This is a genomic window from Microcoleus sp. A006_D1 (genome assembly GCF_036702805.1).
Classification (GTDB): Bacteria; Cyanobacteriota; Cyanobacteriia; order Cyanobacteriales; family Microcoleaceae; genus Microcoleus.
This window is the reverse complement of record NZ_JAUBVZ010000018.1, coordinates 15,370-34,193: the sequence shown is the minus strand read 5'-3', so window position 1 is coordinate 34,193 and position 18,824 is coordinate 15,370. Positions and strand designations below refer to the sequence as shown.

The following is an 18,824-nucleotide window of genomic DNA, read 5'->3' as shown; positions in this document are numbered from 1 at the left end:
AAAAAGTGATGTTACAAAGCGATCAGTGGCAATGGCGATCGCCCTACACTTCTACATCCTTGAGCCCATCCTCTAGCAACATCCGCACAATATCCACTTTCTTGCGCCCCGTCCTGGCTGCCAACATCGACAGTTTACGGTGCAGGGATTCGGACATATCCACCGTAAACCTGACCGTCGCTTCTTTGTCGGGTGCTTGGAGTCGGTGAGTCAGACTGCTCTCCTTGGATGGAACGGGGACTGGTTCTGCTGCTGATGCTGCTGATGCTTCTGGTGCTGCTGGTGCTGCTGATGCTGCTGATGCTTCTGGTGTTGGTGGTGTTTCCCCTATTGATGATGCTGTGGGTGTTGGTGCAGGCGATACAACTTCTGGTTCTGGTAGTGCTGGTGCAGCTTCCTTGGCTATCGAAGACAAATGCTTCGAGGGCGCTGTCGCCCGGGTTTGCGTTTCTTGGCACCCATAATAACGCTCCCATGATTTCCTTAAACAGTCGGCCGTACTTTTTCCCGGAATCTTTAGCCGATTGACCGCTCAAGTGCCACACCATAGCTGCTTGACCTGAAGAATCAGCAATCACTTGTTTTTGGTAAATCACCGATTTGAGCACGGTTTGATGGTAGGTGCAAGTTTCCCCAACAGCTCCATTGCTTCGGTTTTGAGCTTCGTTCCTTTCACCGCACGGCTGAGAAACATCAACGCCTGGGGCGGGCCTTGCCTTACTGATTGAGCTTGTTTGATGAGTCTCACCGCATCGGCTGCTCTTAATTATTCAGTCAGACATCTAGACGTTTAGATGATTAAATAAACCACAGGTGATGGCCGTTGACAGTATCACGCCATTCGAGAGAGCACATGGGGGAGCGAACTCTTGCAGTGCAGCAACAGCTTGATTTTTAGGAAGCTCCACCGCCTCCAATTGCCCGCAACCGAGCGCTACGTTGTTATCGTTAATTTACCGAGCCAACCCGACTCATAACTGGCAAGATATAGCACCATTTTAAAACATTCAATCATTCAGACATCTGGACATTTAGATGATTTAGCGGTAAAATTCAGTTAATCAACGTATCGGTACACTTATGATCGTGACAATCGCCTCATTCAAGGGCGGAGTCGGCAAGACAACTACAGCGCTGCACTTAGCGGCTTACCTGCAAACCAAAGCACCTACTCTGTTGGTAGACGGCGACCTCAATCGCAGTGCTTTAGATTGGGCAGCGCGGGGTTCCCTACCATTCAAAGTAGTGGATGAAAAGCAAGGTGTGCGGTTTGCCAGAGATTACGACCACATCGTCATAGACACGCCGGCCCGACCCGACCCTGACGAACTCAAAACTGTAGCTGAAGGGTGCGACTTGCTAATCTTGCCGAGTTCTCCCGATGCGATGGCGCTCACAGCGATGGTGCAAATGGTGGAAGCTTTGCATTCCCTCAAATCGAATTACCGCATTTTGCTCACCCTCATCCCGCCTCTTCCCAGCAAAGTTGGGATAGAGTCTCGGAGAACGATCGAGAAAGCTGAGTTGCCCATATTCAAAGCTGAGGTAAGGCGGCTGGCAGTATTTCAAAAAGCAGCCCTCGCCGGGGTTCCCGTAAGTGCTGTCAAAGATGCCTATGCAAAAGCTGCTTGGGGTTGCTATGCCGCTGTAGGCAAGGAGATACTGCCGTGAGCCGCTTTGACGATTTACTGAAAGCCAAGAAGCTCAAACCTGGGGAACCCGACATCACCCCCACACCCGCACCCGCATTACCCAAAAGCAAAGACCCAAACTTTGTCCGCGCTACTGTTTACCTGCCTAAACAAATGCACCGCGACCTCAAATCTGCTGCTGCACAGTCAGGTGAAGAAATCAGCGAGCTGGTTGAAAAGTCCGTCGCTCAATACCTCCAGCAACTTAGTACCGACAAAAGCATCTAAGCGTTTAAATACTTGGACGTTTGGACGTTTGGATGCTGTGAACTTTCTCTCTGATCTGCGGCGGTTGCTTCTCCCGTCAATCGCTGCATTTTTGAGGCAAGCGTACTGTTGTTGGTAAGCTAGCACTGGACTTGCAAGGGAGCGGCGAAGGATGAAGAAAATATGGCAGTTGGGGGCGACGCTGGCGATTCTGGGGATAGTTGCTAGCTGCAATCTGACATCAGCCCCGCCATCTTCACTGCCGCGAGTTTCTCCTAAACCAGGGGTCGAAAAGCCGAGACAGAAACCCACACCCGCAGCGCAGAATCCCGTAGCTTCGGCAACCAACAATCCCAATTTGCTCCTGGGGAATCCGAGCAACGCCGCATCCAACGCAGCCAGCACTGACAACTATTTGATGGTGAAGCCGCAGTACGTGCTCTCCTACAACAACAAAACGCACACGGCTAACTGGGTTTCGTGGCAACTGAATCGTTCTTGGATTGGGGTAGCCGATCGCCAAGACAACTTCCGCCCCGACAACGCACTCCCTGCTACTTGGTACAAAGTGCGACCCACTGATTACACAGGTAGCGGCTACGACCGGGGACACATCGCACCAAGCGCCGATCGCACTCGCAACGAAGCGGATAACAGCAGCACTTTCCTGATGTCCAATATGATGCCGCAATCGCCAGAGTTGAATCGGGGCGTGTGGGGTGACTTGGAAGAGTATTGTCGGGAGTTGGTGCAGAGCGGCAAAGAACTTTACATCGTTGCCGGGCCCGTGGGAAGCAAGGGAAGTATCGGCAAAAAGGAAAAGATTGTAGTGCCGGCAAAGACTTGGAAAGTCATCGTAGTTTTGGATAGACCAGGGCTGGGACTGTCGGGAGTTACAGCAAACACCAGGACGATCGCTGTGGAGATGCCCAACGATGCCACCGTCAAGGGTAGGGGATGGAAAAGTTTTCGAGTTTCGGTGGCAAGAGTTGAACGAGAGACGGGGCTGAATTTCTTATCTAATGTGTCGCCACAGGTTCAGCAAGTCATTGAGAGCCAGATTGACAGCCAGTAAAAATTATTTGTCAGGAATTGTTAATTCCTGTCCGGGTTCAATTAAATCGGGGTTATCTCCAATAACTTCTTGGTTTGCTTGATAAATCTTGTCCCATTCGTTGCCGTCGCCATAAAACTGTTCGGCAATGTCGTAAAGCGTATCGCCTTCTTTGACTGTGTAAGATTGAGCCATACATTCCTCTTGGTTGACTAAACCATTATTTAGTGAAAAAACACTATTTCAGTTTCCCCATTTACCGTAGCTTTTTTCTCTACCTTGAGACTGAAAACTGTTAAGTCTCTACCAGCTTTGTCGCCAACCCAGCCCAATCACCACTATCCGTCACCCCCACAATATAAGCATCAATCTCAACGCTGCCCACTCGGTAAACCTGCAACTGCGATAAGTTTTGCTTGAGGATGCTAACCAAGTTCTGAAAGCGCTGCGCCGTTTCCCGTTCATCCTGGTCGTGCCAATCCTCATCAACGGTGCTGACCTCAAAGAATTCGTCAACGCTTACCACTTCTACGGGAGCATCGGGTGGATGTTCGGTGAGTTGCAGCAGCTTCGCCGGGGTGAGTTCTCCCTGTGCCTGCCAATGAATGACTTCAAAGGGCGCGTCGGTTTCGCTGAGGAAGAATAAACCCTCGGAAGCTTGTTTGAGTTGGGTGGCGATCGAGTCGGTCATGGTGGTTGTTAGTTAGCTGAAAACAAGGCAACTTAGAAACTTTAGGGATGGTTGACAATTAAGACGAACGCATCCATCAACGCTTGCGGAATGACCTTTCACCAGTCTAAAGCATCGTTGTCTGTACGTTCCTATGTCTAGCGCAAATCTTCTTAAACCGTCCTGATGTCGCAACCATACTCCCGTAAATGAGTAGAGGCGGTCAAAGTTTTATGTATGCAAGAGTTTTACCTCACGCCCGAACGATCGTGATGCGATCGCTCGAACAGCTTTTGAGGAGATGCTGCGACTTGTGAATTATCAAAAATAGCTTGGGATTGGTCAGTTGCTCGTTGCTCTCGGCGGTTTCGGTTAAACTGTCTTTGGGGCAGGCAACGAAAATTCCTTGAATTCACTTTCGCAGGTATCTAGTCACTCAACTGCAATTTGAGACTATGGACATTCCTTACATTTCTTTTTGTGTCAACACTTATCAGGCAACATAATGACTCAGCAAGTTTTATTTCCTGGATGGAACAACTTCTCGTTGGAGCAAAAAAGCTCAGCAAAAAAGTGGATTAAATCGGTTTTAAAACTCAGAGTAGCTAGTAAAGATTTATTAGAGAGTTTCTCCAATAGCACCCCTACCACTGAAAATGCTCTATCTAATCCCCTGGATGAGCTATTAAGTAATTTTCAGTTTGAAGTCGTAGATTCTTTGACTAACTCAGAAGGAATTCAACTTCAGGAAATAATTCCCAGCGTATTGTTAAGTGCGTTAGAAGATCCCGGTCAAGACTTATGTAAAGCAGTTTGTCTCTTGTCCCAGAACACAGAACCTAGTTGTGTATCTAACTGCCTTGAGAATTTGCGTTCATTCTTCTAACATTAGACATTTCCAATAATTCACCTGAAAGCCTTATTGCGTATAGAGTGAAAGTTAATTTCTGGAGATGTCTATTGAATAGTGAGAAACTACTCCGCACCAGCGATGTTATGTATACACAAACTTTTAGTAATTCTAACCTAATTGAATCTAATTTTGACAATACTTGTTTGTTAGGAAGAGACTTTAGTAACAGAAAATTAGAAAAAGCTAGTTTTAAGGGAGCTAAATTTTGGATTCAATTACAATGGAAATTTTTGCTAATTGTTACTATCTTGCTGTTAGCTATTTTGTCAAGTTCTGTAATTGGTGCTGGCAGTCTATTTTCAGTTTTTTTGTTAATAGGTTTCTCTCAACCCATTCACGGACTACCAATATTACTTTCTTTGTTAGTTTCATTAGTTATTATTACACAGCGAGGTTTTACGTTAGGAGTTATTACAGGGGTAACTCTTTTAATACCATTTTTGCTTTTATCAACTGTTTATTCACCCAGCACCAACAATAACACTCTTGGTATTGGAGTACCTTTTTTTATTGGTGTCGGGTCAGTAACTCTGGTTACTTTTGGTATTGCCTTAGCAACTCTTTCAACAGTTATAGCGCTAATTGTATTCGAGTCGGTTTTTATTACTATTAGCGGTGCAGTTTGCGTGACGCTAGTTATCGCTACTCTAACAAGTCACACTTATAAAGTGATACCGATAACAACCATAGCAGCTATCCTTACGGGCTATATTGCCTGGGAAACAATAAACAGCAGTCGGCTATTTATGTGGATACTTCAGACTGCAATTGCTATCGCAGCTAAAAAAGGCAATCTTTTTGTGAATGCAAATTTAAGTGGTGCCGATTTCACTCATGCAACGCTTAAACTTTGTGACTTTCGAGATGCTAATCTAACCCAGACTCGATTTGTTCACGCTAGAGGACTGCAATTTTGTCGCTTAGGAAACACTTACCTAGCCAATCCCCACATTCGGCAACTCGTTGTCACGCTCAACGGACAGTCTCAAAACTTTGATGGCTTAAATTTGGAAGGGGTAAACCTGCAAAGGGCAAAACTACAAAACGCCAGTTTTATTGGGACAAACCTCAACAACGCTAATTTGCGGAATGCTGATTTCTCCAGAGCCATCCTGAAGCAAGGGCAACTTGATGGTACAGATATGACGGGAGCAATTCTTACGGGAGCTTGTATCGAAGATTGGGGGATTACAGGTAGCACCAAGCTAGAGGATGTGCAATGCGACTATGTATTCATGCGTCTTGAAACCAAAGATAATCCCAACCGATTGCGAAAACCGGATAACTGGGGAGAAACCTTTGCTGAGGGAGAGTTTGCAGATTTCATTAAACCTTACGTGGATACTCTAGATTTGTACCACAGTCAGGGTATTGACCCCCGCGCTATCTCCATTGCACTCAAAAACTTATCAACCAACCATCCAGAGCAAAAGCTACGGTTTGTGGCGATCGAACGGCGGGGCAACAATGGCTTGAATCTCAGGTTTACTACTGCACCAGGAGCCAACAAATCTGAGTTAAGCAACGAGTATTTTACAGATTACGCTCGAATCAAAAAGGAATTGCCGATCGCCGTTCAGTTAAAACTAGCCGAACAAGACGGTGAAATTCGTAGCCTCAAGGGAACCATCGAGCAGTTTATTGAAACAGGTACACATCACTCTAAGATTCAAGCAGAAACAATTCAGGTCATTCAAGGAGAATTAATTATGACTCAGAATAAGGGAATCAACATTCGTTCAGGCGGTGGCAGCATTGGCGACATCAGCGGCTTAGTTGGCGGTGATGTCGGTGGAGTTGTTAATCTGGGAACAATTAGCGGCAACGTGAGCAACACGATCGAGGGGTTGCCAGATGCGTCCGAACCCGATGAACCCAACATCAAAGAACTCCTGACACGACTCCAACAAGCGATCGAAAATGATTCGGATCTATCAGAGCCTGACAAAGCGGATTTATTAGAGCAGGTGCAAGCTTTAGCAGAAGCTAAGCAAACAGAGGAACCTGCTAAAAAGGAAGGGCTGACACGAAAAGCAAGGAAGATGTTTGAGGCAACATTGAGCAGTTTGCCCCAGACTGCCAGCATTGTAGAAGCGTGTAGTAAGTTATTGCCCATGATTTTGAAGGGGTTAGGGTTGCCTGCGTAGCGGATTACTGCGTTGGGACAGCGGGCTTGGAGGCGATCGCGATCGTTATTTTCAGCCAAATCTTCGATTCTTTCAGCAAATTGGAGAAAAGAGTTATCAGTAAAAAACAAAGGGTATTTTAGGACAGCAAAACTTTTTTGTTAGCTAGCTGTCCCATACCTCTCAAATACACTGCTAGGCTACAAAAATTGTCTGACCGTTGGTTAGACGGCTAAAGTCATATTTTGTGCTGCCAGCTATGAGTTCTTCAAACCCCGAAGTATTCATGATAATGCTATCCTTGGTGAACTTGACCGCTGTTCCCGATATTCCAACGGTATAACTTCCTGACGTTAATTCCAATGCGTCTTTACCGTTTCCACCATCGAAATTACCGCTACCAAAACCCTTGAGATAGTCTTTACCATTTCCGAGAAATACGCTACCACTGCCATTAAAACCTCCATCGGCAATGATGGAGTCGTTACCATTACCAGTATTAATCGTACCCTCGTTATAGATGCCATAGGTAGTGCCAATACCAGTGATTATGTCGTTACCATCACCAGTATCGATAGTGGCAATGGCGCCGTTCGAGATACCCCAACCAAGGAAGTTAGGCCCATTGTTAATACCAGTGATTATGTCATTGCCCTTACCAGTATCCATAAGTCGGCTGTTGGAGATGCCATATCCTCCTCCAAAACCCAAGTTATATCCGTTGTTAGTACCAGTAATTATGTCGTTACCATCACCAGTAATGAAGGTGCTAGAGTTTGTGAGACCAAAACGACCAGTCCCAGTGATTATGTCGTCGCCATTTCCAGTGTCGAAGATGCCATCTGGGTCCATAGCTATGCCAATATCCACGGAAAAACCCGTAATTGTGTCGTTACCCTCGCCAGTATTTATGATACTGCCATATCGGCTGGTGATTCCCGCCGTGTTTGCCTCGGCGTAACTAATGCCACTGATTAAGTCATTACCATCACCGGTATCAATGATGCCTCTGTCGTTGTAAATGCCATCGACAAAACCTATGCCTTCTTCGATAATGCCCATAATGATGTCGTTACCATCGCCAGTAATAATAGTGCCTCCCTGGTTGTAAATGCCATAACCAAAAGGGCCAACAAAAGGGGATTCTTCTTTGGGGCTGCCGATGCCTGTGATTATGTCGTTACCATCAGCGGTATTGAGCGTACCGATGTTGAGAATGCTGTATTTGCCCCCAGTGCCACTGATTTTGTCGTTGCCACCAAGAGTATTAGCGATGCCAGTATTGACTATTTCCTCTACCCCAGACGCTGGGACAACATCAGCCCGGTTCGTAAACGTTATACTTGAAAGTTCGATCGCCATAGAAAAACCTCCGAATTGAGAGAGAAATGAAAGTAGGTTAGATGTTACTGCTTATATTTGTATCCCAAGCCACAATATTTTATTCTCTTGTGTTTTATTTCTTAACACAGTCAAAGCTATTTTGATGAAACAGCTTGCTCCGAAAGGTTTTCTAGGCTAAAAAGAATTAATAATTGACGGCTATTATTCTGACAGTAAACGGTTTCAACAGTAAAATAAAAAATGACATATTCAACTAGAAACAAGAGTCTTGAATCAGAAGTAATGGTTTATTACGCTTCGGTTTAATAGAATTTGAACAAATTCCCAGCGCAAACAGAGCATCGAACCTCCTATGTGTGTGGCAAGTACGTCACCATTATCTAGGACTTGCTGAATAAACAATCGCTTTCCCAAGACTAGGAGCGATCGATATATTCAAGCCAAATTAAGTAAAAGTCTTGGCGGTTCAAGTTTCACAGGATCGCCCTCAATCTCCTTCAACTTCCATTTCCAACTGATACACCCGTAAACTCGGATGTTCGCCAATCAGCCGCCAGTGATAGCCCTCTACGTTGGGAGTAGGTCGCGCTCCCAATCGGTACAAGAATACTGGTTCGTGTTGTAGCAATGCAGTGAATATCTCGCGCTCTCTATCCTGCCCGTTATCCCAGAACAAATGAGCTTTTCCGAAATATCCAGCACCCATCAAACTGCTGAACAGCCATTCCATCAATTCTTGCTCTGCTTCCTTGGTGAGCTTGGTTTGCCCGTAGCTGTCGATACCTGGTTGCTGAGATTGGGGTTTGGGTTTGAACGAGGCGAGGAAGGCACTGGCGAGGTTGAGGTATTTCATCGGTGGTAAAGATGCTACCTTTTTGTTATAGCAACTAGATGACACAGTTTCGATCGCCCATCGCAGAAATGTTTCATGGGAACAGTCGCTCGAACTAAAAACTATTCGGACTAAGGTAAACCGAATATTAAGCTAATGAATGGTAACAATTCCATAATCAAAGCTACCTGTTCAAGTTGTCGGTCATATCTTTTTATTCAAATAAAATGCTAACAGAAGCGGAAATCCAACAAAATTTAGAGCAAGTTAAAGTTGCTTTCCCTCACCTGACTAACTGCGAATACAACAACGAGAAGAATCAAGAATATTTTGGTTTCTCCATCTGGGGTCAATTCGCCGTTAACTCGGATGAACTAATACCTCGTTTGTTCTATGTCACATTTGATATTTATGACAATAAATGGCAGGGACATTTAATAGTAGGTCAGCCATGCTACCTGTGGTCTAGTGCCGATGTGGGAGACGCTCATTTGCTGGAAACAGAATCTTGTATGTCGCTAGGAGAAGCCGTTGCAGCACTCAAAGTCAAGATAGCAGAACTGTGCCAAGCTTTCTCGGTAACTAGCGATTTGTTGGTTGAATGATGCGCCAACACTCGACAATCCTTGATATCTTTAGTACAACATCGGTTTTACTTGCCAAAGGGTTGTCCCCACCATTGCCAGCACTCTTTGTTAAAAGGCGATCGCCATTTGTAAATTAGCTCTGATTCCAACTTCAGCCTTTGTTTCCGATTCGCGGGTGCTCCAAACCAAAAAGCAATCCCCACAGTCACATCAAGAGAATAGCGCCGATGCAGTTCGATGTAGTTGCCGATGTAATTGTAGCAATAGTGATTCATCCATCGCTGTTTCGGCGATCGCTCCGTTTCCCCGATGTACAAGAGCAGTGGTGTCGGTTTGGCAATGTCGAGCGCGAAATAGAGACAAGTGCGATCGTTTGAATCAGGTTTATCGCAAAACGAGAGATTGTGGAGTTGTAGGGAAAATGGATCGAGGGTATCAACATTGCATGGATTTGGTGCTAGCTCGAATAATGTTTGTTGTTGAGGTTGGCTGGTTGAGGCAGATTGCTGATAATCGAATATGTGCTGTTTCCATTGGTGCAGAGCATCAGCAGTCATTTCTAGTTGAGAGGGTTGACTGACATAGTTGGGTTTTTGTGCAGGAAATAGTTCGAGTTGTTTCATGGTATTAGTTCTATGAGGCAATGCTCCAGTTCATTCGACCGAATTACAACAATTTTTCCCGACCAATGGCAGCCAAACGAGCTTGGAGCACCAACAGATTCAGAGGATCGATTGCAATGCCAAAAGTCATGAGCTTATCGTCCAGGACGTACTGAGTAAGCTGATTCTTAAGTGGTGGGGAACAAATTACTAAATCAAATTCCTGCAACTTTTGAGTCTTTTGAAAGCACTTTAACGTGACAGCCATTGATTTTATATGATTGATGCTGTAATCGACCATTTGTTTCATCACTTCACTACCATCCTGTACTGGAGAGACGAACAACACTTTAGCATTGCGAGAGAGCGCAGAAATACGGCTTAAGAGCTGCACATTCGGGTTTACGTCGATTCCAATGATTTCTTTGCTAGAACTAGGAATCAACTGAGCCACATCCCAGATATTTTTGATGCTCGTTACGATTAAATCAGCAGCTAAGGTTTGCTCTAACGCTTGAGAATCCTGGGCTTGTAATTTGGTGCGATCGATTGATTGTACGGATAGCCCCGTTTCTAATTGCAAGCTTTGAGTTATATCGATCGTATCAGGAAAAAAGTTAACAAATACTACACTTAATTTATGGCAATCTTGGATGGCAGCTTTAGCGTAGGCAGCCGCCGAAAACTCTGCTGCTGTGATTCCAAATTGAGATGCTGCATTAAAAGCTTCACCAAGCAAATCATAGAAATGTTTGCGGTTTGTTAGCTGTGCTACCAGGGGAGAATCAGCAATAAAAGTGCCTTTGCCACGATGAGCCACTAAGTAACCGCTAGCTATTAATTCGTTATATACCGCAGTTATCGTACTGTTACTAATCCCTAAATGCTCTGCCAAACGGGCTAGTGGCGGTAAAACTTGGTTGGGTTGCAGTTTACCCAGGACAATCAATAATTTAATTTGTTCGGTGATTTGTGCTGCCATTGTAATTGGTGAGCCAGGATCGACAACGATAGGCGGCAGCACCGGTTCTTTGATTTTGGTGGAAACAGGCATAATACTTTTTCCTTGAATTTAGATGCCTGCCCCCAAGACATTAGGGTTTCAGGCTAATCATCTTTATCAATTAAGTTACTCAGTTAATTTAAAAACCCACATCCTACCGGCATAGATTCCGTTTGTCCATAGAGGTTTGGAGTGGCGTTCTATGTGGCGACCGTCTCGAAGCTGGATGATTTCGTGAAGCTCTAATTCTTGATTCGCATATATCTCCGCCATCTCTCTCAAAAAAACTTGAGGATTGCCGAACTGCTCCGAAACCACATTCACAACTAACTCCTCCGACATCGCTCTAAATACAACTTCGGGCAGATGCCAGATTTTTACCAAACTGGGAGAGACCCCAGCTATTTGCCGCTGGCTGTTGACTAGCAACACGGCATTACCTGATTTTTTAAAATCTGATGCTAACTCTAAACCGAACGACATCCTGTTGACTAGCACGAGTGCTGCACCCTTAGAAACTATGGAATCTAGTTTAACTGGCTTCCCACACCTTACCAAAATTAACTTGATTGACAAGTATTATAAAATTGGTCTACTATAGCCAAATCTACAAAAACTCTTAAGGGGGAGCTTATGAAGTGGCTTTTGGATTTAGCAGCAGAACACCGCCATGTCTTACTTTCGACATCTTTTTACCAAACGCTGGCACAGGCGCACCATCCAGAAAATGTCAGGGGTTGGGTGCGTCAACTATACCACCAATCCAGTGATTTTACTGCTGCCTTAGCGATGCGCTATTCGATGTGTCGCGACTTTCGGTATCAAAGCTGCTTTGCCCACCACGCAGCGGAAGAAGTAGAACACGCAGCCATGCTCATGGATTGGCTGCACAAACACGATTTCCTCAAACCGGGAGAAAACCCATTTTCGATCGCCCCAACTTTAGAGACACAATTAGTCAGCGCCTATTGTTTCCGCTCCGTCCTCCGTGAATCCTGCGAACATCAAGTCATTGCCATGAACCTGATTTCTGAGGGCGTGAGCTACGATTTCTTTTCGGCTGTTATCCCGGTTTTTCAACGTTTGGGACTCAAAACTAATCGGTATTGGACGGTGCATAAAGATGTAGACCAACAGCATTTAGCAATGGGCATCGACCTCATTCCCCAGTGCAGCCCTGACTCTGAACAAGGCAAAGAGTACGCCCGCATCGTTGAAGAAACGGCTACTTTGTACGATCGGATGCTCGATTCTTGGAGTACCGCATATTGCCCCAGCCGTGAAGCCGAACTTATTCCAGCTTTCACTGCACCTTTACCTTTGTTGGCTGTTGGCTAGTGTTTAGCACTAGAAAATAATGGCAATCGGTGCGAATTGCGTCACTGTTTTTTAGTTCAGCCAACTCTCGAACGTTGATTTAACCAACCTTCTTCTGCGATTCCCTCAAGCACCTAGCCATCAACAGCATTGCTTGATTCTCCTCAGTCTCGTCTTTGAGCTCGGATAGCGCCCGTTCGATCCTCAAGAGCGGGTGTTCTTCTCTTTCCCTTTTCTTATCGAAGGCGTTCTTTTGAGAGCTGACGATGCGGATCACCTCCGCACACTCGCTACGCGGACGCAACTGGGCGATCGCCTCCATGCAACGCCATAGCAAGTCACTCGACAAATCTTGCTTTCCCTGCCGCACCCTACTCCATGTCTGGGGCGCAATATCTGATAGCTCAGCAAGGTCTTTTCCATGTATGTCGGCTTGTTCGTCGCACAGCCACTTTAGTAAAGGGGTTAGAGGTTCAGCCATAGTAAAGATTTGTCAATTTGTATAAACATATCTGCGAAGTAACCTAAAATAGTGCTTAACGGATTTGTTGATTCAATCACTTAAAGGGTAATTAAAAACTAGCACATCTGACGCGCAAGCAAAAAAAATAACCCGCAGCACTGGAATGCTTCGGGCTCAAACAATTTATTTCATTTCAATAATCTACTAGGAATCTAACATGACACATATTTTGGAAAACGGCAACACCAAAACAGATATGAGTTTGCTGAAATTTTGGGAACAAGAGGTATTGCCCCGCCTCAACGCAGATTTGGTGTACGACCATCCATCACACGCCTTCCAGCGTTCGTCCTCTAAGTGGCGAGGAGGCAGCCCGTTCCGCAAAAGCAAATCGGGGACTTCGTTTGCAGTGTGGCCCGATACTCTTCGCTTTTATGATGCTGGGTGTGAATTTGCAGGCGATCCGATCGCTTATGTCCACAGTATTAAGGTGAATCGCTGGGAACATCCCAAGGGCATTGATTGGGTAGAAGCGTTACGGGAAATAGCTTTGAGAGTCGGTGTAGCTCTGCCAGAGAGGGAACTCAATTCGCGGGAAATCGAAGTAGCAGCGAAGTGGGAAGCGCGCCGGGGAATATTGGCAGCGGTGTACGCTCAGTGTCGGGATTGGCTGTGGAGTGAAGAAGGAACCAGCGCCCTCAACCATCTGATTGCAGAAAGGGGGATGAGTCGAGAAGCGATCGCCGAGTTGGGATTGGGCTACTACCACAGCAAAGATGCGGTTGCAGCAACACTCAAAGAACACAAGCACAACTTAGAGATAGCTGAAGAAGTTGGTGTGTTGACCCGCAAGTGGGAAGGATACGTCACTTTCCCCTGGCATACAGCTTTTGGCCAACCGCTGACGGTTTACGGTCACTGTCCCACCAAACCTTTACCGCTCAAGAAAAATCATCAGGGGTGGAAGGGCGAAAGGGATGCAGCTTATCGAGCTTGGGGGAAACTCTCGGAAGCTCAGAAACTAGAGGAACCTTGGACAGAGCCGACCATCCCCAAGAAATATGCTTGCTGGAATCCCAAGGACGAAGAGGGTGTTTGGTTGGCAACCAAAGCATCACCGCTTTACTTTGATAGAGCCATCGCAGCAAATCACAAAGAAGTGGTGGTAGTCGAGGGAGTTACGGATGCAGCGGTAGCTCAAGCACTTGGAGATACCAGAGTTGTAGCTTGTGTGGCAGCTAGTTTGTCGGGAGAACAGGTGCAATCGTTACGGCGATCGGGAATCGAGAAAGCGATTATTTGTCTAGACCCGGATAGCGCCGGTGATAAGGGCATCGAAAGCTGCATCAAATCTTTGTTGCTAGCGGGCATTACACCATTAGTAGCTCCCCGATTGCCTGTGGGTGAAGATGGTGACGGCGACCCCGATAAGTTCATCATTCAATTTGGCATCAATGCTTGGCAATCGCATACAAGTTTGGAGAAAGCGACTCACGGGTTGAGGTGGAAAGCGCAACAGATTGCTGCACGATCGGGAAACACCGATGCCCACCAACAAGCAGCTTTGGCGGAAGCTACCAAATGGGCGGCACAGTTTAAGGATAAGGATGCTGTAGCGCTCAACATATTCTATTGGCCCACAATTGGCGAAGCCTTGGGAAGTTCACCGCCTTCTTGGTTGGTGGAGTTTGGTAAGGAATTTAGTAACTCCATTAATCCTGGAAAGGAGGATAACTCCGAATCTTCGGAAATCCGGCGGTGTCCCGATCGCCAGCGGGATAAGTTTTACCAAAACCTCTGCGACAAGTTGGGACTTGACTTCAATCACTACACCAGGGGACGCACTTTCGACGACTTTGCAGCTAGGAAAGTGTTTGGAGCGGATTACAAAGCCATCAACAGCGCTATGTACCAATACACCGGTAGCGGATGGTGGCAACGGCAGGATGAGAAGCGCTGCGAACACATGATTGCCGTTAAGAGCGAAAAGGTATTCAAACTAGGGCAGGTCAGCAAGTGGGAATGGGAAGAAACTTTCCCCTTTTCCAGTGAAGGCTGCACCAATTCAGCATTCAAATACGCATTGAAGCGGCTTTACCTAGAACCTCCACCGAACAGGCATTTTCGAGCTTTCTCGAACTGCACCGTGGATATGAGAACCGGTGAAATGCTGCCTCACGATCGCAGCTACTATCTCACATCGGCGATCGATTCCGAGTACGTCCCCAACCGCCCCTGTCCCGAAGTTTTCCTCAACTTCATCATCTCCGCATTCGGTGAAGACCAACTGGATGCTGTGAGGGCGTACACTTCCATGTTGCTCGACCCCACCGCACCCTATGGCAAGTTCATTCACATCATCGGGCCTTCGGGTTCGGGTAAGGGAACCTTACTCAGGCTCTGGGGTGAAATCTTTGGGTTGGAGGATTCACACTCCGGTGACTTCGCAGAATTGAGCAATCCCGAATCTCGTCACCAACACCTAACGGGTAAATCTTTGTACACCATTCCCGACACCGGGGGCTACATCACTGGGATTCGACCATTTTATGAATTAGTGGACAACGGCAAATTATCGGGTCGCAGCCTCTACTCGTCCTGCGGGTACACCAAAGAATGGAACTGCCGCTTTGTCGCAGCTTCTGTAGACCACCTGCAAATCGAGAACGCGGGTGATGGTTGGGATAGGCGGTGTCTGCCGCTGTTGTCTAAAGGCAGACAAGGATTAGAAGACCCCTACCTGCGCCATAAACTCTCTGCGGTGAAGGCGGATATCGTATCCTGGGCATTGGCAATGAAGCGAGAAGAACGCGATGCCCTGCTGCTGCAACCTTCCAAAAACAGTCGCATCCGCCTTGCCAAACTTGATGCCGCTACCTACGGCGACCCGGTGCGGAGCTTCGTTGACCTGTGTTTGCGACCTTCTGAATCAGCTTCATCCATCCAAAACCACGAACTCCACAGTTGGTTCATCGCTTACTGCAAAGCGCACGGGTATTCGGATAACCGGGGTATGAGTAAGTTTACGTCCCACCTCAAAACCGTAATCCCTCAAAACCACGTACCCCGACACCGCCAAGACGGCGAATTAGTTGTGGCTTCCTGGACTCACATGACTCTCTTACCCAGCGTCATGCTCGATGTTTCCGAAGCTGCGGAAACTTCCAACGGCTACCAAGGTACACCCAACCAACACTCCGAACCTGAGTGGCGCTGTGCCAAATTCCGCTGTGTTGAAGGTGGCTTACTTGCTTTTGAGGAATTCTGGAGCGATCAAGGTTCTTTGGGGGGTATTACCCCTGATTCTGCCCTGATCGCCTTTAACAGTTTGGGGGGTCAGACCATTCATTCTGCCCTGATCGCTCAAAATACAACGCAAAATCAAGGGTTGAACGGCAATCAACCAAACGATCAGGGCATAACGGGGGGTCAGACCCTACATTCTGCTCTGATCACCTTAAACACAACGGAAAAGCAAGGGTTTGAGGGTAGTGATCAGGGCGATCAGGGTGATCAGGGTACTACTCCCCCAAAAAATGAAGGGGGGGGGGGGGTTCTTAGTCAACAAACTACCCCCCCTTATAAAACAGAGGAGGAGTTCGATCACACCCTGATCACCCCGATCGCTTCAATCGAGCTTACTGAAATCCATACAGAACAAGGAAATGAGGGAATAAGTAAAGCCGATCAGGGTACTTCGAGCAGCCCTGATCACCCTGATCACCCTGATCACCCTGATCACCCCGATCGCTTGGAGCGAATTGGTGAGTGGGTAGTTCAACTCTCCGAAGTAGCGCAGCAGCAAGGTGTTCATTACGAAGCGGTGAAGGAACTAGGAGTGCCGGAATCTTTGCGCCAACAAGTATTCAGTGCTTTGTCTCCCGAAGTGAAGGATCGGCTCACAGAGTTGAGGAAAGAGTTCGAGGGGCGGATTCCTGAAGATACTCTGAGGTGGATCGGAGTCATCGAAACTTGGTCGGCTGATGTTGGGGTAGATGCGCTCAACGCTCAGTGGCAGCAGTTCGATCTTTGGACTCAGTGTTTGTTGGGTATCGGGGATTGGGTACACAGCCTCAAGGCATCGGGATTGTTCGACAACGCCGCAGCCCGGTATGCCCAAGCGATCCTCTTCGTTGGCGTAGCCCCCGTAGGGGCGGGCTGCGCTAACGAATCAACTTTGGGGACGGTGGCAGCAGAACCTCTAGGTGAGACAAACGCCGAAGCACCCATCGCACCAAAGCAACTCGATTTACTTCCCGACTTTAAATCTAAGCCTAGTGCTGACACTGACAACCGATTCTCACCAAATAACGAGAATTGGTTGTGAATGGGTTGAATTGTCCATCAATGAAATCAGGAATATGAGAATAAATAAAACTCATATTTAACTGCTATCGATCGAGTGAAAAAGATAGTAATAGTGACGAATTTAGGATGAGCTTTACTTAAGCTGATGATTCTAGATTGATGGTTCTCGTTGCTCAAATTTAATCATTGATTACTCAGCATCAAAAATATGGAGGAAGAGTAAAGATGCGGTTACCCAGGATTTAAAAGTAGAAAAAATAATGATTGAAATACTCAATAAACCCTTGTAAAACTCTGCATTAATGTTGTAAAATTAATACATACGACATTAAAACAATAGCTACTAATCTTAGTAAAAAAGATAGTAACTAAGGACGCAAATGAATTGTATTTGAGGTTTAGATTGCACTGCAATGGGCTTACTAGGGGATGGAGAGTGCATCAAAAAAAGCCTAAGCATATCTTACATTTTGAAAGCAGGTAGCCTCGCGTAACAAACGATTTGCGGGCGTGTTGCACGGCAAAAGTCTATCCAAGCAGTCAAGCAAAATCCATTAGTCCTTTGTTTTTGTGATAGACACGCAATCTGTTCGTCAAAAATTCCAGAAAAACAACGCTAACCGTTTAGAAACTTATTGCATTAGGAGACAATAATGGCAAAATTACCGACAACATTTACCACGCTTGACTTACAAGGATTTGACATCGACAAGAATCAGACAGCAATCAACCGAGAGATGCTTGATGTCGCTTGTGCGGTGCTTCAAAAAAACAGACTAGGGATTGTGAGTCGATCGGTACAATCGGCGCTCAAGCATATCTATGGCATTGGTGGTAGCACAGACGTAATCTGTCAGTTACTCAAAGAGTGGCGATCGGAAAACCTAGCGTCGCTCAAACAGGGACGCAGTGAAAAAGACTTAGCTTCAGTAATTCTGGAAGCAAGTAACGACGGTTTGCTAGAAGAGTCAGATATTCCTGAAGAATACTTGGCAGTGATGCGTCAGATGGCGATCGCAGGTTTTCAACTGGCTTACCAAAAAGCTGATACCAGTGTTTCGGGTGATCGCATGAAGTTGTTGTCGCAAGAAAATAGTGCGATGCAGCAGCAACTCAAGGATTTTCCTCAGTTGCAAGTAGAACTGAGTTTTTACAAATCAGAGTACGAGCGCCAGCGTACAGAGTTGCGTGAAGCTTACATGAACCTGAACAAACAACAGTTGGCTGATTCTGATACTTTCAGGCAACAATTGGAAACTTTGGGTTCAGAACGTAATGATTTACAGACATCACTGTTGGTTGCTGAAGGAAGGCTAGCAGAACTGGCTCAGATGGAAGTGAAAGAGCGCGATCGAACCCTAGAAATTGCTCGAATCAACGGTCAAGTTGAGCAAAAGCAGTCCGAAATTAGCGAATTGCATGGTGAGATTCAATCACTGCAAACGGTGGTTGGGGCTAAAAATGCGATCGAATCTCAGTTAGTTACCTTGAAGGGACAACTCAAACAAGCTAACGAAACCATAACTCGCTTGCAATCCCAACAAAAGTCTACATCTGCTCTCGAAGTTGATGTGGATGTTGAAGGTTTGCAGACAGCTAATGAAAGCTTGGCTGCTGAAGTCAGCAATTTGCAGGCTCAGTTGCAAGAATTTCAATCAAGCTCAGGCAAAAAGAGTAAAGCAGTAGCAAATAGCAAATAATGTTTTG

Annotated in this window: 18 protein-coding genes; 9 read left to right on the top strand and 9 right to left on the bottom strand. The window is 46.3% G+C overall.

Annotated features, from left to right (window positions below; translation table 11 throughout):
• Positions 1-43 precede the first annotated feature (43 nt).
• Positions 44-415, bottom strand: coding sequence for a hypothetical protein (locus tag QUB68_RS24560; RefSeq protein ID WP_332997354.1), 372 nt, complete (start codon positions 413-415; stop codon positions 44-46).
• Positions 416-1,080: 665 nt separating this feature from the next.
• On the opposite strand from QUB68_RS24560, the gene QUB68_RS24555 reads away from it, so the two are divergent.
• From QUB68_RS24555 to QUB68_RS24545, 3 genes are all read left to right on the top strand, one after another.
• On the top strand, positions 1,081-1,671 hold the full coding sequence (locus QUB68_RS24555; protein WP_332997352.1) for a ParA family protein: 591 nt from the start codon (positions 1,081-1,083) through the stop codon (positions 1,669-1,671).
• On the top strand, positions 1,668-1,919 hold the full coding sequence (locus tag QUB68_RS24550; RefSeq protein ID WP_332997350.1) for a CopG family transcriptional regulator: 252 nt from the start codon (positions 1,668-1,670) through the stop codon (positions 1,917-1,919). The genes QUB68_RS24555 and QUB68_RS24550 overlap by 4 nt, the downstream gene beginning before the upstream one ends.
• 151 nt (positions 1,920-2,070) lie before the next feature.
• Positions 2,071-2,973, top strand: coding sequence for a DNA/RNA non-specific endonuclease (locus QUB68_RS24545; RefSeq protein WP_332997349.1), 903 nt, complete (start codon positions 2,071-2,073; stop codon positions 2,971-2,973).
• Positions 2,974-2,976: 3 nt separating this feature from the next.
• Here QUB68_RS24545 and QUB68_RS24540 read toward each other — a convergent pair whose 3' ends face one another.
• Entirely contained in the window at positions 2,977-3,147 is a 171-nt protein-coding gene (locus QUB68_RS24540) for a LysM peptidoglycan-binding domain-containing protein (RefSeq protein WP_332997347.1), read from the bottom strand.
• A gap of 100 nt (positions 3,148-3,247) precedes the next feature.
• Positions 3,248-3,643 (bottom strand): nuclease A inhibitor family protein, encoded by a 396-nt coding sequence (locus QUB68_RS24535; protein ID WP_332997346.1) that lies wholly within the window; start codon positions 3,641-3,643, stop codon positions 3,248-3,250.
• Between the two features lie 484 nt (positions 3,644-4,127).
• Between QUB68_RS24535 and QUB68_RS24530 the strand changes: the two genes are divergently transcribed.
• Positions 4,128-4,508, top strand: coding sequence for a hypothetical protein (locus QUB68_RS24530; RefSeq protein WP_332997344.1), 381 nt, complete (start codon positions 4,128-4,130; stop codon positions 4,506-4,508).
• A gap of 467 nt (positions 4,509-4,975) precedes the next feature.
• The gene (locus QUB68_RS24525; protein ID WP_332997342.1) at positions 4,976-6,682 is read left to right on the top strand and encodes a pentapeptide repeat-containing protein; all 1,707 of its coding nucleotides are present in this window, start codon (positions 4,976-4,978) and stop codon (positions 6,680-6,682) included.
• Positions 6,683-6,856: 174 nt separating this feature from the next.
• Here QUB68_RS24525 and QUB68_RS24520 read toward each other — a convergent pair whose 3' ends face one another.
• Both QUB68_RS24520 and QUB68_RS24515 read right to left on the bottom strand, forming a co-directional pair.
• Complete coding sequence (locus QUB68_RS24520; RefSeq protein WP_332997340.1) at positions 6,857-8,023, bottom strand: hypothetical protein; 1,167 nt, start codon at positions 8,021-8,023, stop codon at positions 6,857-6,859.
• 469 nt (positions 8,024-8,492) lie between these two features.
• The gene (locus tag QUB68_RS24515; protein ID WP_332997338.1) at positions 8,493-8,858 is read right to left on the bottom strand and encodes a hypothetical protein; all 366 of its coding nucleotides are present in this window, start codon (positions 8,856-8,858) and stop codon (positions 8,493-8,495) included.
• 206 nt (positions 8,859-9,064) lie between these two features.
• On the opposite strand from QUB68_RS24515, the gene QUB68_RS24510 reads away from it, so the two are divergent.
• Entirely contained in the window at positions 9,065-9,442 is a 378-nt protein-coding gene (locus QUB68_RS24510; RefSeq protein ID WP_332997336.1) for a hypothetical protein, read from the top strand.
• A gap of 47 nt (positions 9,443-9,489) precedes the next feature.
• Here QUB68_RS24510 and QUB68_RS24505 read toward each other — a convergent pair whose 3' ends face one another.
• From QUB68_RS24505 to QUB68_RS24495, 3 genes are all read right to left on the bottom strand, one after another.
• Positions 9,490-10,047: a hypothetical protein gene (locus QUB68_RS24505; protein WP_332997335.1), complete on the bottom strand. Its 558-nt coding sequence runs from the start codon at positions 10,045-10,047 to the stop codon at positions 9,490-9,492.
• Between the two features lie 43 nt (positions 10,048-10,090).
• Positions 10,091-11,080 carry a winged helix-turn-helix domain-containing protein gene (locus tag QUB68_RS24500; protein ID WP_332997333.1) on the bottom strand — a complete coding sequence of 330 codons (990 nt, stop codon included), beginning with the start codon at positions 11,078-11,080 and terminating at the stop codon, positions 10,091-10,093.
• Positions 11,081-11,155: 75 nt separating this feature from the next.
• Entirely contained in the window at positions 11,156-11,527 is a 372-nt protein-coding gene (locus tag QUB68_RS24495; protein WP_332997331.1) for a hypothetical protein, read from the bottom strand.
• Between the two features lie 135 nt (positions 11,528-11,662).
• Here QUB68_RS24495 and QUB68_RS24490 point away from each other — a divergent pair, with 135 nt between their 5' ends.
• A complete protein-coding gene (locus tag QUB68_RS24490; protein WP_332997329.1) occupies positions 11,663-12,367 on the top strand; it encodes an iron-containing redox enzyme family protein in 705 nt (234 codons plus the stop codon).
• Between the two features lie 79 nt (positions 12,368-12,446).
• Here QUB68_RS24490 and QUB68_RS24485 read toward each other — a convergent pair whose 3' ends face one another.
• Complete coding sequence (locus tag QUB68_RS24485; protein WP_332997327.1) at positions 12,447-12,827, bottom strand: hypothetical protein; 381 nt, start codon at positions 12,825-12,827, stop codon at positions 12,447-12,449.
• Positions 12,828-13,026: 199 nt separating this feature from the next.
• On the opposite strand from QUB68_RS24485, the gene QUB68_RS24480 reads away from it, so the two are divergent.
• Positions 13,027-17,136, top strand: coding sequence for a toprim domain-containing protein (locus QUB68_RS24480; protein WP_332997325.1), 4,110 nt, complete (start codon positions 13,027-13,029; stop codon positions 17,134-17,136).
• 634 nt (positions 17,137-17,770) lie between these two features.
• Positions 17,771-18,817 carry a hypothetical protein gene (locus QUB68_RS24475; RefSeq protein WP_332997323.1) on the top strand — a complete coding sequence of 349 codons (1,047 nt, stop codon included), beginning with the start codon at positions 17,771-17,773 and terminating at the stop codon, positions 18,815-18,817.
• Positions 18,818-18,824: the final 7 nt, after the last annotated feature.